Raw genomic sequence first — 13,743 nt, forward strand, 5'->3', positions numbered from 1 at the left:
CGGGGTCCATCATCGCCCTGGCCACCAGCCTGGGGCTGTGGCAGGAGTACTTCGGCTTCACCAACCTCGCCGTCGGCCTCGTGGCCGCGCTCAGCGCCAACGCCTTCGGCGCGGCCCTGGGCGCGATGATCGGCGGCCCGCTGGGCGACCGATACGGACGCAAGTTCATCTACACCTACGACCTGATCCTCTACATGGTCGGCACCGCGTTCGTGATCTTCGCCGTCGCCCCGTGGATGCTGGTGCTCGGAGTGATCCTGACCGGCATCGCCGTGGGCGCCGGGGTGCCGGTGGCCTGGACCTACATCGCCGAGGAGGCACCCTCGGAGGACCGTGCGAAACACGTGGGCACCGCCCAGTTCGCCTGGTCGCTGGCCCCGGCGCTCGTGTTCCTGTTCGCCACCTTCGTGGTCCCGCTGGGCCTGCTGGGCAGCCGCATCGTCTTCGCCCACCTGTTCGTCGTCGCCTTCATCACCTGGTGGGTCCGCCGTGGGCTCTCCGAGTCCCACACCTGGAAGAAGTCCGACGAGGAGCGGCGCGCCTCGGAGGCCACCGGGATCAAGCGACGCAACTACCGCGAGCTGCTCACCAGCTCGATCAATCTCAAGGCCCTGCTCTTCCTCATCGGCGTCTACGCCCTGTGGAACCTCGTCGCCGGCCAGATGGGCATCTTCATGCCGCGGGTGTACGAGACCGCCGGTGTGGAGTCGGCCACCCAGCAGAACCTGCTCCAGGTGCTCCTGTGGAGCTGCACGGTGCTGGCCACCTGGTTCGGCTTCATGCGGTACGGCGACCGCGTCGACCGCCGCCTGCTCTACGGCATCGGCGCTCTACTGGGCATCGTCGCCTGGCTCCTGCTCGTGTTCGCCCACGTCACCATGCCGGTGCTGATCCTCTTCGCCGTCCTCTGGGGTGTGTCCGCCGGCATCGGTGCCCAGGCGTTCTACGCCCTCTGGGCCGCGGAGATGTTCGCGACCCGCTACCGGGCCAGCGCGCAGGGCGTGCTCTTCTTCGTCGCGCGCATCGTCGTGGGTCTGCTCAGCTACTGGTTCCCCACCCTGCTCGCCGAGCACGGCGTGCCGTTCGTGGGGATGATCATGATCGGCGCTCTCGTGGCCGCGCTGCTCATCGGCGTCCTCGGCGCCCCGAACACCCGGGGCAAGAGCCTGGAGCAGATCGAGGAGGAGCGCTACGGCAGGACCCTCCCCCGGCCGGACCGGACGGCGGTCTGACCAGGCGGGAACACAGGGCTCCGGACCGTCGGCGGGGACGCGGATGGGCGGGAGCCCGTCCCTGCGTGGCGAGGCGGACCGCGCCCGCCCTCCGCGCCGTGCTCGCTAGAATCGAGGCTCCGCACGTACCCGAGGGAAAGTGACGACGTGGCTCCTGAGCGACCGACGGTGAGCATCAAGGACGTCGCCCGGGAGGCAGGGGTCTCCATCGGCACCGTGTCCAACGTCCTCAACCGCCCGGAGGCCGTCTCCGCCGACCGCCGGCGCCGGGTGCTCCAGGTGATCGACGACCTGGGGTACGTCCGCAACGACGTCGCCCGGCAGCTCAAGGCCGGCCGCTCGCGCACCGTGGGACTCGTGGTGCAGGACTCGGCGAACCCGTTCTACAACGAGATCGCCCTGGGCGCGGAGGCGGCCGCCGAGAAACTGGGGCAGGCCGTGATCATCGGCAACGCCGGGCAGTCCCCGGACCGGGAGAACCTCTACCTGGACCTGTTCGAGGAACAGCGGGTGCGCGGCGTGCTCGTCACCCCGCAGACCCCGGAGCGGTCACGGATCGAGACCCTGCGCGCCCGGGGCATCCCCGTGGTGCTCGTGGACGAGCACGCGCCCCCGTCCCGCTACTGCTCGCTGGCCGTGGACGACGTCGAGGGCGGGCGCATGGCCGTCGAGCACCTGCTGGCCGGGGGCGCCCGCCGGATCGCCTTCGTGGGCGGCCCCGCCACGCTGCACCAGGTCGTGGACCGGCACGCGGGCGCCGAGCAGGCCGTGGCGCAGGTGCCCGGGGCGTCGCTCGAGGTCGTACCGACCGACGCCCTGACCGTGCTGGAGGGCCGGCGCGCCGGGGCGGCGATGCTCTCCCGCCCCGCGGAGCGCCGTCCCGAGGCGGTGTTCGCGGCCAACGACCTGCTGGGCCTGGGTCTGCTCCAGGCCTTCGTGTTCACCCACCGCCTCCGGGTGCCCGAGGACGTCGCGATCATCGGCTACGACGACATCGACTTCGCGACCTCGGCCGTCGTCCCCCTGTCCTCGATCCGTCAGCCCAGCCGACTCATGGGCCGCACGGCCGTGGAGCTGCTCGCGGACGAGGTCGCCGACCCCGAGCATCGCCACCGCCACGTCAGCTTCCCGCCGGAACTCGTCGTCCGCGACTCCACGCGACCTCCCGCCTGAGGCGGGGCGGTGGATCCGGGGGACGGATAGCGCTCCCACCGGCTCGAGCGCGGCGGATCCACGGGACCGCGCCCGCGCCTCACACACGCTCATCGCGACTCGCGCGGATCGATCCACGATTCGATCTCACGTTCCGGCCCCCTCCGACGTCTACGGGGTGATGACGACGAAACAGCCTTTCGAGACGCTGGTGACCCAGCACGGACCGGTCGTGTGGCGGGTCTGCCGGGCGGTCCTGAGCATTCCCGCGGACGCCGAGGACGCGTGGTCGGAGACGTTCGTGGCCGCCATGCGTGCCTATCCCGACCTCCCGGACACGGCCAACGTGCAGGCGTGGCTGGTCACCATCGCCCACCGCAAGGCGGTGGACGTGGTCCGGGCGAGGGCGAGGACCGCGGTGCCGGTGGCCGTCCTGCCGGAGCCGCCCGCGCACCGGGACGCGGTGCCCGAGCACGACTCCCCGGTGTGGGCGGCGGTGGCCGCCCTGCCGCCCCGGCAGCGCCACGTGGTGGCCTACCGCTACCTGGGCGGGCTGCCCTACCGGCAGATCGCCGAGCTGCTGGGCGGCACCCCGGAGGCCGCCCGCCGGGCCGCCGCCGACGGCCTGGCCGCCCTGCGCCGGACCCTGACCACGACCGACCTCGAAGGAGAGGACCGATGAGCACCCACCAGGACACCCCGCGGCCGGAAGCCCTGCTGACCTCCGTCCCCGTGCCGGGCAGCACCCTCGAGCGCCTGCACCGGCGGCTGGAGGACGCCGCCGCAGCCGCGGGCGTCCTCGATGTCGCGTACACCACGCTCGAGACCCCGGTGGGGACGCTGCTGCTCGCCGCCACGGAGCGGGGCCTGGCCCGGGTCGCCTACGCCCGGGAGGACCACGAGCAGGTCCTGGCGGACCTGGCCGACCGGCTCGGTCCGCGCATCCTGCACGCCCCGGCCCGGCTGGAGCCGGCGGCGCAGCAGCTGCGGGAGTACTTCGCCGGGACCCGCACCCGCTTCGAGCTCCCCCTGGACCGCTCGCTCTCCCGGGGCTTCCGCCGCCTCGTCCAGGAGCACCTGCCGGAGATCGACTACGGCAGCACGCAGTCCTACGGCGCGGTGGCCCGGTCGGTCGGGCGCCCGCAGGCGGTGCGGGCCGTGGGCACGGCCTGCGCCAGTAATCCGCTGCCGGTGGTCGTCCCCTGCCACCGTGTGCTGCGTGGCGACGGCGGCCTGGGCGGGTACATCGGCGGACTGGAGGCGAAGCAGGCGCTGCTCGTGCTGGAGGCCGCCGCCTGAGCCCGCCCGGCACCGGGGCGGTGGTCCCGCCCCGGTCAGGCCGTGGCCTCGCGGTAGGCGGCCCAGCCGCCGTGGGCCGTGATGTCCTGGGCGCCCTCGAGCGCGAACGGCTCCACGAGGAACCCGGGCAGCTCCCGGCCGCCGGCGAGGCGGACCCTGCCGATGGCCATGGGCGCGGGCAGCCCGGCCACGAAAGTGCCGAACGCCGCGGCGTCCAGCGCCCAGACCTCCACGGCCAGGGCGGCCCCGCCCTCCGGGACGCGGAGCACCCCGGGCTTGGCCGGCACGGTGTCGAGGGCGAACATCCGGTACTCGGGGGCCGTGCTGGTGGCCTGCACGAACCGGGCGGAGCGCTCGGCCAGCTGGTGGTGCAGCGGCTGGCCGCGCAGGTGCGCCCCCGCGACCACGAGCAGCAGCTCCGGGGCGCCGGATCCGGCGGCCGAGGACGCCGTCGCCGTGGACGCGCCGACGGCGGGCACGGCAGCCGGGGACGCGGGGGCGGAGCGAGCAGCGGCCGCAGACGCAGCGCGCGAGGACGCGGTCTCAGCAGCCACCGAAGCCGCCCTCCCGCGCCACGTCCACGAGCCGGGCGTCCTCGAAGGTGTCCCCCACCAGCTGCACGCCGAACGGCAGGCCGTCCACCCGGCCGGCGGGCACCGCGAGCGCGGCGAGGTCGAGCAGGTTGGCGAAGTTGGTGAAGCGGCCCATCCGGCTGTTGGCGCCCACGGGGTCGGCCTCGAGCTCGGCGAGGGTGGGGTGGAAGGTCGTGGTGGGCAGCACGAGGGCGTCCACCGCGCCGAACACCTGCCGGGCCGTGCGGGCGCAGCCGTCCAGGAACTCCTGGTCGGCGAAGACGCGGTGGGCCGGGATCCGCCCGGCCGCGGCGATGATCCGCCCCACCGTCGGGTCGACCTCGTCCGGGTGGGCCTCCACGAAGGCGCCCACGGCCGTCCAGCGCTCGGCGACGAAGGCGCCGTCGTAGAGCAGGGCCGCCGCGGCCAGGAACGGCTCGACGTCCACCGGCTCGGTGCGGAACCCCCGGTTCCGGAACTGCCGCACCGCGGCGGCGTAGGCCTCGGTCCAGCCGGGGGCGAGCTCGCCCAGCTGCTCGGGCACGGCGTACCCGATGACGCGGTCGAGGCCGGCTGCGCGGCGCGGGCCGCAGGCGCGGGAGCGGGCGTCGCCGTCGTCGACGCCGGACATGACGTCCGCCGCGAGCCGGGCCAGGCGGAGCTCGCGGGCCATGGTGGTCACCACGTCCTGGTTGCGGCAGGCCGGCACCACCCCGGTGGCGGGCACCACGCCCTTGGTGGGCTTGACGCCGTAGAGTCCGTGCAGGGCGGCGGGCACCCGGCCGGAGCCGGCGGTGTCCGTGCCGAGGGCGAAGTCGGCGAAGCCCAGGGCCACGGCCACGCCGGAGCCGCTGCTGGACCCGCCGGAGATCCGCGCGGGGTCCTCGGCGTGCCGCACGGCGCCGTACGGGCTGCGGGTGCCGACGAGCCCGGTCGCGAACTGGTCGAGGTTGGTGCTGCCCAGCACCACGGCACCGGCGTCCTTGAGCCGGCGCACCACCGTGGCGTCGGCCGCGGGCTCGTAGGCGAAGGCGGGACAGGCCGCCGTGGTCGGCAGCCCGGCCACGTCGATGTTGTTCTTCACCGCGAACAGCGTGCCCGCGAGCGGCAGGTGCCCGCCCGCGGCGCGGGCGGCCAGGGCCCGGGCGACGTCCGCGGCCACGTCGGCCTCCGGGCGCAGGCCGATCCAGACCTCGGGCCGGTCCGCCTCCTCGATCAGCCGATAGCGCTGCGCCACGAGCTCGTGGGCGGCGCGCTCCGCAGGCTCGGCCCCGTTCGTGGCCGGTCCGGTCGGGGCCGGGGCGGCGGTGGTGGTGGTCGTCATCTCTGTCCTCCTCGTTCTCGGGATCCGCGCCGCGGCTCAGACGGTCCGGGTCACGGCGGGCTCGTCCGCGGGTGCGGCCGGTCCGTTCACGTCCGCGGCCGGCTCGTCTGCCGTGGTGGCCGGCGCCTGCGGGGCCGCCTCCGCGACGGACGCATCCGGCACGGCCGTGTCCGCACCGACGACGTCCGGGCCGCCCGTGTCCGGGTCGTTCTTGTCCGGGCGGACCACGGCCAGCACCGCCCCCGGGCCCACGTGCGCCCCCGGCTCGACGACGACGCTGTGCACCACGCCGTCCGCGGGGGCGATCACGGGCGCCTCCATCTTCATGGCCTCGACCGCCAGGAGGGTCTGGCCCTCCCGGACCCGGTCCCCGGCCCGGACGTCGACCCGGAAGACGTTGGCGGCGAACTGCGCCTCGACGCCCTCGCAGCCGTCCGGGATCTCCACGGCGACGTCCTCCTCCGCGGCGACCTCCGCGAGCGCGGCCACGCGCTCGAACTCCCCAGCGTCCTCCCAGGCCTGCCGCTCGGCGTCGAAGGCGGAGCGGCGGCGCGCCTCGAAGGCGTCGATGCCCTCCCGGTGCTCGGCGAGGAAGGCCGCGTACTCGGCCATGGAGAACTCGCCCTCCTCGATCCGCAGCGGCAGCCGGCCCACGGCCATGTCCGCGCGCATGCCCTCGAGCTCCTCGGAGGAGACCGGGTACCACTTGATCCGGTCGAAGAAGCGCAGCAGCCAGGGGGTGCCCTCCTCGTAGGGCCCGCGCTGCCGGTGGGTGGACCACACCTGCGTGGTCCGGCCCACGAACTGGTAGCCGCCGGGGCCCTCCATGCCGTAGACGCACAGGTAGGCGCCGCCGATGCCCACGGCGTTCTGCGGCGTCCACGTGCGGGCCGGGTTGTACTTCGTGGTCACGAGCCGGTGCCGGGGGTCCACCGGGGTGGCCACGGGCGCCCCGAGGTAGACGTCGCCCAGGCCCAGGACCAGGTACTCGGCCTCGAAGAGCACCGAGCGCACGTCCTCGACCGAGTCCAGGCCGTTGATCCGCCGGATGAACTCGATGTTCCAGGGGCACCACGGGGCGTCGTCGCGCACGCCCTTCTCGTACCGGCGGATGGCCTCGCGGGTGGCGGGGTCGTCCCAGGACAGCGGCAGGTGCACGGTGCGGCTGGGCAGCCGGAGGTCGTGGGTGGCGGGCAGCGCGGCGTCGAGGGCCAGCACCCGCGCCAGGACCTCGTCCAGGCCGAGCAGCTCCGGGTCGAGGTGGATCTGCAGGGACCGGATGCCCGGGGTCAGCTCGAGCACCCCGGGGAGCGCGCCGTCGTCGATCTGCTCCTGCAGGGCCCGGCGCAGCGCCTCGACCCGCATCCGGGAGGCGATGTCCAGGGTCATCTCGCCGTACTCGACGAGCACGTTCGCGTCCCCGCTGCGCCGCACGGTCAGGGACGGGCGGTCGCCGGTGGCGGCCACGGCGGTGACCACGCCGCCGTCGACCACGGCCGCGCGGTCGGCGAGCACCCGGGCGCGGGGCTCACGGCGCAGCTGCGCGGCCTGCGCCTGGGTGATGGGCACGAAGCGCACCCGGTCCCCGGCGCGCAGCTGGCCCAGCTTCCACTTCTGCCCCTCGGCCACCGTGGCCGGGCAGGTGAACCCGCCCAGGCTGGGACCGTCGGGGCCGAGCAGGATGGGCATGTCGCCGGTGTAGTCCACCGCGCCCACGGCGTAAGGGGTGTCGTGGATGTTGGAGGGGTGCAGCCCGGCCTCGCCCCCGTCGCGGCGGGCCCACTGGGGCCGGGGGCCGACGAGGCGCACGCCGGTGCGGTCGGAGTTGAAGTGGACCTCCCAGTCCGCGGCGTAGAACTCCTCCATGTCGGCGGCGGTGAAGAACTCGGGGGCGGCGTGGGGGCCCTCGAGCACCCCGACCTCCCAGTAGGCGCCGACCTGCGGGCGCTCGGCGAGCGGGACGTCGGCGACCTCGTGCGGCACGGCCGGGGTGCTGATCCCCAGGACGTCGCCGGGAGCGAGCGCGCGGCCGGCGGCCCCGCCGATCTCGCCCTGCACGAAGGTGGCCGCGGAGCCCAGCACCAGCGGGACGTCCAGCCCGCCCTCGACGAGCAGGTAGGCGCGCATGCCCTGCTCGGCGCGCCCGATCGCCAGCACGTCCCCGGCGGCGAGCTCGAGCACGGCCCACTGCGCCGCCGGCCGCCGGTTCACCAGCACCTCGGCCGGGGCGCCCGTGACCATCACCCGGGCCGGTGTGTGGAAGCGCAGGGTCGGCCCGGCCATCGTCACCTCGAGGCCGGCGGCGCGCTCGGGGTTGCCCAGCGCCTCGTTGCCCAGCCGGAAGGACAGCTCGTCCATCGGGCCCGACGGCGGGATGCCCACCGGCCAGTACCCGATCCGCCCGGGCCGGTCCTGGACGGTGGTCAGCAGCCCGGACTTCAGGACCTCCAGGCGCGGCTGGGCGCTGCGCACGCCCTCCAGGGTGGCGGTGGAGTGCTCGACGTCGCGGACCGCGGGCAGCTGCGGGATCGCCCGGAGCACGCCCAGGTTCGTGGCCACCCCGTGCACCCGGGCCTGCTCGAGGGCCTCGCCCAGCCGCGCCCAGGCCTGCTCCCGGTCCGCGCCGTGGGCGACGAACTTGCTCAGCAGGGGGTCGTAGAAGGCGCTGACCTCGGAGCCGACCTCGATCCAGGAGTCCACCCGGACGCCGTCCGGGACCACGAGGCCGGTGACGGTGCCGGCGCTGGGCAGGTTGTCCCGGTCGGGGTTCTCCGCGTAGACCCGGGCCTCCACGGCGGCGCCGCGGGCGGTGAGCTCGGCGTCCACCATGGTGCGGTCCCCGCCGGCCAGGCGGAGCATCCACTCGACGAGGTCCACGCCGTAGACGGCCTCGGTGACGGGGTGCTCGACCTGCAGGCGGGTGTTGACCTCGAGGAACGCCGCCTCCTGGCGGCCGGGGTCGTAGATGAACTCGACCGTGCCGGCGGAGCGGTAGTCCACGGAGGCGCACAGCCGCCGGGCGGCGTCGTGGATCGTGGCGCGCACGTGCTCGGGCAGGTCCGGGGCCGGGGCCTCCTCGACCACCTTCTGGTGGCGGCGCTGCAGGGTGCAGTCCCGGTCCCCGACGACGAGGACGTCGCCGCGCCCGTCGCCGAAGACCTGCACCTCGACGTGCCGGGCCCGGTCCACGAGCCGCTCCAGGAAGACCCCGGCGGAGGAGAAGTTCGCCCCGGCCACGCGCCGGACGCTCTCCCAGGCCGCGCGCAGGTCTCCGGCGTCGCGGCACTCCTGCATGCCGATCCCGCCGCCGCCGGCGGTGGCCTTGAGCATGACCGGCCAGCCGATGCCCTCGGCCTGCGCCAGCGCCTCCTCGAGGGAGCCGAGCAGCCCGGTGCCGGCGAGCAGGGGCACGTCGGCGGCCACGGCGGCGTCGCGCGCGGTGTGCTTGGCACCGAAGACGCGCAGCTGCTCCTCGGTGGGGCCGACGAACACGATCCCGGCGGCGTCGCAGGCCGCGGCGAAGTCCGTGTTCTCGGAGAGGAACCCGTAGCCGGGGTGGATCGCCCCGGCCCCGGTGCGCTCGGCCGCGGCGAGGATCCCGGCGATGTCCAGGTAGCTCTCCGCGGCGGGCGAGGCCCCCAGGTGCACGGCCTCGTCGGCGGCGGCCACGTGCAGGGAGCCGCGGTCGGCGTCCGAGTACACGGCCACGGCGCGCAGCCCGAGGGCCTGCACGGAGCGGATGATCCGCACGGCGATCTCGCCGCGGTTGGCCACGAGGACGGTGTCGAAGACGCTCATGCTCACGCCTCCTGACCGGCCGGGACCGCCGTGCCGGCAGAGACGATCATCTCGGCGCGGGAGGGGTCGAAGCCGTTGCAGGGGTTGTTGACCTGCGGGCAGTTGGAGACCACCACCAGCACGTCCCGCTCCGCCCGCAGGCTCACCGAGAGTCCGGGGGCGGAGATGCCGTCCACGATGCCCAGGGCGCCGTCCGGGTCCACCGGGACGTTCATGAACCAGTTGATGTTGGAGACCTGGTCCCGCTTGCCCATGCCGTACCGGGAGAGCTCCGCCAGGAAGTTGTCCGCGCACCCGTGCTGGGACCAGGTGTGGTGGCCGTAGCGCAGGGTGTTGGACTCCTTCGAGCAGGCCCCGCCGAGGGTGTCGTGGCGCTCGACGTCCGTTCCGACGACGGTCAGCAGCGGGTCGTGCTCGTTGCTGCGCAGGATCGACCCGGCGCTCAGGTAGACGCTGTCCTGGCCCTGCAGGGTGGCCTGCGCGCTGTAGGCGCGGGCGGTGTCCGCGGCGTCGTAGACCAGGAAGTCGACGGCCTGGTTGCCGTCCACGTCCACGATGGTGAGCACCTGGCCGGCCCGCAGGACGGTGGACCAGGGGGCGAGCGGGGCCACGGTCTCGCGGCGCAGCTCGGGGCCGAACCGGGACGCGAGGTCGGCCGCGCGGTCGGCGGGGACCGGAGTGGTGGTGGGAGCAGTCATGATGGGTTCCTTTCCTCGTCGCTGCAGGAGCTCAGACCAGGCCGCGGGCGCGGAGGTACTCGGCGGTGTTCTGGTAGGCGCGGCGGCGTTCGGGCGCCGAGTTCCAGGCGGGGGCCTCGGGGGCGGTCGCCCGGGCGCGCCAGGCGACGACGTCGAGCGGAGTGCTCACGTACTCCTCACGCGGATCCAGGGGGTGGGCGGCGTTGGCGAGCAGCAGCACGCACGGCATCTCGGTGACCAGGGTCAGGGAGGCGCCCGCCCCGGCGGAGCCCGTGAACACCGGCCGGCCGGAGGGGCCGACCTCCACGCCCTGGAAGAACGAGACGCAGGGCGGGACGTCCCGCCGGGAGAGCCCGTGCTTGGCGCCCGCCAGGACGAGCAGCTCGCGCCCGGCCGGACTGGGGCCCTGGGGCTGCCCGTCCCCGTAGCGCTCCTCGTTGCGGGCCCGGGAGCTGGCGCCGTAGAGGGCGTCGTGGTGGCCCGAGCTGTCCTCCACCACGGTGGCCAGCGCACGGCCCTGGTCGGAGAGCAGCACCTGCCCGGCGCCGCTGCGGACCTGCCACTGGATCTTCATCGTGTCCGCCACGTTGAGCCGCTCGAACGGCTCCGCGGCGTTGTAGAGCAGCACCGAGGCGCAGGCGTCGCCGGTCACGTCCGTGAGCCGGACGGCGGTGCCGCGGGCCAGGACCTTGTGCGTGTAGTTGCCGCCCGCCACGCGCTCGGCCCACACGATGTCCTCCGGCGCCACCCGGGCCGGGGCGTCCTCGTAGGTCGTGGCGGGCACGGTGGGGCTGCACGCGACGACGGTGCCCTCCTGGGCGCGGGCGTGGGCCCGGGCCCCGGCGGTCGTCCCGGTGGCGGACGTGGTCTGGGTGACGGTCATGGCCGGCTCCTTCTCGGACGGATTTTCTGTCGGTTGACAGGTATTAGAGCAGGGCGGGATTTCCCCCGGGTCAGGCGGGCGTTTCGGGGAGGTAACTCCACGCCCCCTGCTCGCCCCGCCGAGCGGCGGGCGGGATTGGTAGGTTCTGTCCCGTGACGAAGAGCCGAGGACGCCCGCGCAAGAATCCCGCCTCCCCCACGGGGCGCGGGGCCGAGCAGGACGTCCTCCACGCCGCCGGGGACCTGTTCGTGCGCCACGGCTTCGCCCGGACGAGCACCCGCGCGATCGCGGAGGCCGCGGGCCTGCAGCAGGCGAGCGTCTACCACTGGTTCCGCTCCAAGGAGGAGGTCCTGCTGCGCCTGGTGCTCGGCACGGTGGTGCCCTCGCGCCGCCTCGCCGAGCGGCTGCTGGCGGCCGACGCCCCCGGGCACGTACTGCTGTGGGCCCTGTGCTTCGCGGACACCCGGCTGCTGCTCGAGGACCCGCAGAACCTCGGGGCGCTCTACTTCGCCCCGGAGTTGCGCGGCGAAGGGTTCGAGGAGTTCCACGAGAACCGGGACGCGCTGGAGCGGATCTACGGAACCCTGCTGGAGCGCACGAGCGGGCGCCCGGCGACACCGTTCGACGCGGCCGTGGTCATGGGGCTCGTGGAGAACGTCATCCTGCAGCGCCAGCGCCGTGCGCCGCGCCTGCCCGACGACGCGGCGCACCGCATCGCGGACACGGCCCTGCGGGTCGCGGGCACCCCCGAGCACGTCGCGGGGACGACCCGGGACCGGGCGCTGGCACTGGTGGACGGTCTGGCGCAGGACACCGACCGCCGATCCGCGCCGAACGCCTAGACTGGGGAGATGCTCTCCCGCCACGGCTCGTCCCACCCGACCAGTTCCTGGACCTGCGGCGGAGGTGAGCGCTGATGTGCGGCATCGCCGGTGAGATCCGGTTCGACGGCGCGACCGCGGACCCGGGCACGATCCACCGCATGACCTGCGCCCAGTCCGGCCGCGGGCCGGACGGATCGGGCGTCTGGGCCCAGGGCGCGGTGGCCATGGGCCACTGCCGGCTGAAGATCGTGGACCTCAGCCCCTCGGGCGGGCAGCCGATGGTGGACTCCCGCCTGGGCCTGTCGATCGTGTTCAACGGCATGATCTACAACTACCGGCAGCTGCGCGAGGAGCTGCGCGGCATGGGCTACGAGTTCTTCTCCACCTCGGACACCGAGGTCGCCCTGAAGGCCTACCACCGCTGGGGCCGGGAGTGCGTCTACCACTTCCACGGCATGTTCGCCTTCGCGATCACCGAGCACACGAGCGGGCGCACGGTCCTCGCCCGGGACCGGCTGGGGATCAAGCCCCTCTACGTCGACCACACGGGGGCGCGGCTGCGGTTCGCCTCCACGGTGCAGGCGCTGCTCGCCGCCGGCGACGTCGACACCTCGATCGACCGCACCGCCCTGTCCTACTACCTCACCTTCCACTCGGTGGTCCCGGCCCCGCGCACCATCCTCAAGGGCGTGCGGAAGATGCCGCCGGCAACCGTGCGCACGATCGAGCCGGACGGGTCGGCCTCCGACCACGAGTACTGGAACCCGCAGTTCACCCGGGACGAGGACCGCTCGGACTGGTCGGCGCAGGACTGGCAGGACGGCCTCGTCGAGAAGCTGCGCACCGCGGTGAAGCGGCGCATGGTGGCGGACGTGCCGGTGGGCGTGCTGCTGTCCGGCGGGATCGACTCCAGCCTCGTGGTGGCCCTGCTCGCGGAGAGCGGGCAGGAGGACCTGCAGACGTTCAGCATCGGCTTCGAGTCCCGGGGCGAGGAGTCCGGGGACGAGTTCGAGTTCTCCTCCCGCGTGGCGCGCCGCTTCGGCACCGACCACCACCAGATCGCGATCGACGACGCCCGGCTGGTCCCGGCGATCGACCGGACCGTGGCCGCGATGAGCGAGCCGATGATCAGCCACGACTGCGTGGCCTTCTACCTGCTCAGCGAGGAGGTCTCGAAGCACGTCAAGGTCGTCCAGTCCGGCCAGGGCGCCGACGAGGTGCTGGGCGGCTACCACTGGTACCCGCCGCTGGCCGACGTCGCGCGCGACGACGCGCGCCAGACCTACTCGGAGGCGTTCTTCGACCGCCCGTGGTCGCGGCTGGCCAAGGTCCTGTCCCCGGAGTGGATGGCGACCCACGACGCGCCCACGGCGTTCATCGAGCGCCACTTCGGCCGCCCCGGGGCCGAGACGGCCGTCGACGCCGCGCTGCGCACCGACTCCACGGTGATGCTCGTGGACGACCCGGTGAAGCGGGTGGACAACATGACCATGGCCTGGGGCCTCGAGGCCCGGGTGCCGTTCCTGGACCACGAGCTCGTGGAGTTCGCCGGGCGCATCCCGCCCGAGCTCAAGCTCGCCGACGGCGGCAAGGGCGTGCTCAAGCGCGCCGCGCGCGGGATCGTCCCGGACGAGGTCATCGACCGGAAGAAGGGCTACTTCCCGGTCCCGGCGATCCGCACCCTGGAGGGCGGGACCCTGGACCGGGTCGAGGCGGCGCTGACCGATCCGGCGGCGGTGCGGCGCGGGCTCTACAACTCCGAGGTGGTGGAGTCCCTGCTGGCGGACCCCAACCGGCACCACACGCCGCTGCGCTCCAACGTGCTGTGGCAGCTGGGGCTGCTCGAGATGTGGCTGCAGGAGAACGGCATCTCCTGACCCGGGCGCGGACGGCTCCACCGCGGTCGGACGCACCGGGGCCGTCGGCCGGTGCGCCGGCCGTCTCCGGTGCCGCCCACCATG

At 74.2% G+C, this 13,743-nt stretch carries 11 protein-coding genes; 6 read left to right on the plus strand and 5 right to left on the minus strand.

Annotation, left to right across the window (positions count from 1 at the left end):
* The 4 genes from BJF77_RS08075 to BJF77_RS08090 form a co-directional block, all read left to right on the plus strand.
* Positions 1-1,232, plus strand: a 1,232-nt coding sequence (locus BJF77_RS08075; RefSeq protein WP_075871829.1) for an MFS transporter, incomplete at its 5' end; no start/stop codon positions are given.
* A gap of 147 nt (positions 1,233-1,379) precedes the next feature.
* Positions 1,380-2,405 (plus strand): LacI family DNA-binding transcriptional regulator, encoded by a 1,026-nt coding sequence (locus BJF77_RS08080; RefSeq protein ID WP_047802305.1) that lies wholly within the window; start codon positions 1,380-1,382, stop codon positions 2,403-2,405.
* 160 nt (positions 2,406-2,565) lie between these two features.
* Positions 2,566-3,066: an RNA polymerase sigma factor gene (locus BJF77_RS08085; protein ID WP_075871830.1), complete on the plus strand. Its 501-nt coding sequence runs from the start codon at positions 2,566-2,568 to the stop codon at positions 3,064-3,066.
* Positions 3,063-3,683: a methylated-DNA--[protein]-cysteine S-methyltransferase gene (locus BJF77_RS08090; RefSeq protein WP_083665028.1), complete on the plus strand. Its 621-nt coding sequence runs from the start codon at positions 3,063-3,065 to the stop codon at positions 3,681-3,683. Before BJF77_RS08085 ends, BJF77_RS08090 begins: the two co-directional genes overlap by 4 nt.
* Before the next feature lie 35 nt (positions 3,684-3,718).
* Here the strand turns inward: BJF77_RS08090 and BJF77_RS08095 are convergent, their stop codons facing one another.
* The 5 genes from BJF77_RS08095 to BJF77_RS08115 form a co-directional block, all read right to left on the minus strand.
* Complete coding sequence (locus BJF77_RS08095) at positions 3,719-4,162, minus strand: hypothetical protein (protein ID WP_047802312.1); 444 nt, start codon at positions 4,160-4,162, stop codon at positions 3,719-3,721.
* 64 nt (positions 4,163-4,226) lie between these two features.
* Positions 4,227-5,579, minus strand: coding sequence for an allophanate hydrolase (locus tag BJF77_RS08100; RefSeq protein ID WP_075871831.1), 1,353 nt, complete (start codon positions 5,577-5,579; stop codon positions 4,227-4,229).
* A 36-nt stretch (positions 5,580-5,615) separates the two neighbouring features.
* Complete coding sequence (gene uca, locus BJF77_RS08105; protein WP_075871832.1) at positions 5,616-9,377, minus strand: urea carboxylase; 3,762 nt, start codon at positions 9,375-9,377, stop codon at positions 5,616-5,618.
* Between the two features lie 2 nt (positions 9,378-9,379).
* The gene (locus BJF77_RS08110) at positions 9,380-10,075 is read right to left on the minus strand and encodes an urea amidolyase associated protein UAAP2 (protein WP_083665029.1); all 696 of its coding nucleotides are present in this window, start codon (positions 10,073-10,075) and stop codon (positions 9,380-9,382) included.
* Positions 10,076-10,106: 31 nt separating this feature from the next.
* Positions 10,107-10,958 (minus strand): urea amidolyase associated protein UAAP1, encoded by an 852-nt coding sequence (locus BJF77_RS08115; protein ID WP_075871833.1) that lies wholly within the window; start codon positions 10,956-10,958, stop codon positions 10,107-10,109.
* Positions 10,959-11,110: 152 nt separating this feature from the next.
* On the opposite strand from BJF77_RS08115, the gene BJF77_RS08120 reads away from it, so the two are divergent.
* Positions 11,111-11,800, plus strand: a complete 690-nt coding sequence (locus tag BJF77_RS08120; RefSeq protein ID WP_047802314.1) for a TetR/AcrR family transcriptional regulator — start codon at positions 11,111-11,113, stop codon at positions 11,798-11,800.
* Positions 11,801-11,874: 74 nt separating this feature from the next.
* Positions 11,875-13,659 (plus strand): N-acetylglutaminylglutamine amidotransferase, encoded by a 1,785-nt coding sequence (locus BJF77_RS08125; protein ID WP_075871834.1) that lies wholly within the window; start codon positions 11,875-11,877, stop codon positions 13,657-13,659.
* Positions 13,660-13,743: the final 84 nt, after the last annotated feature.

It is taken from the genome of Kocuria sp. CNJ-770, from assembly GCF_001942375.1.
In the GTDB taxonomy this organism is placed as follows: Bacteria; Actinomycetota; Actinomycetes; order Actinomycetales; family Micrococcaceae; genus Kocuria; species Kocuria oceani.

Coding starts and splice junctions, on each gene's coding strand:
- BJF77_RS08085 (WP_075871830.1), top strand. CDS start 2,566: ATGACGACGAAACAGCCTTTCGAGACGCTGGTGACCCAGCACGGACCG.
- BJF77_RS08090 (WP_083665028.1), top strand. CDS start 3,063: ATGAGCACCCACCAGGACACCCCGCGGCCGGAAGCCCTGCTGACCTCC.
- BJF77_RS08100 (WP_075871831.1), bottom strand. CDS start 5,579: ATGACGACCACCACCACCGCCGCCCCGGCCCCGACCGGACCGGCCACG.
- uca (WP_075871832.1), bottom strand. CDS start 9,377: ATGAGCGTCTTCGACACCGTCCTCGTGGCCAACCGCGGCGAGATCGCC.
- BJF77_RS08110 (WP_083665029.1), bottom strand. CDS start 10,075: ATGACTGCTCCCACCACCACTCCGGTCCCCGCCGACCGCGCGGCCGAC.
- BJF77_RS08115 (WP_075871833.1), bottom strand. CDS start 10,958: ATGACCGTCACCCAGACCACGTCCGCCACCGGGACGACCGCCGGGGCC.
- BJF77_RS08125 (WP_075871834.1), top strand. CDS start 11,875: ATGTGCGGCATCGCCGGTGAGATCCGGTTCGACGGCGCGACCGCGGAC.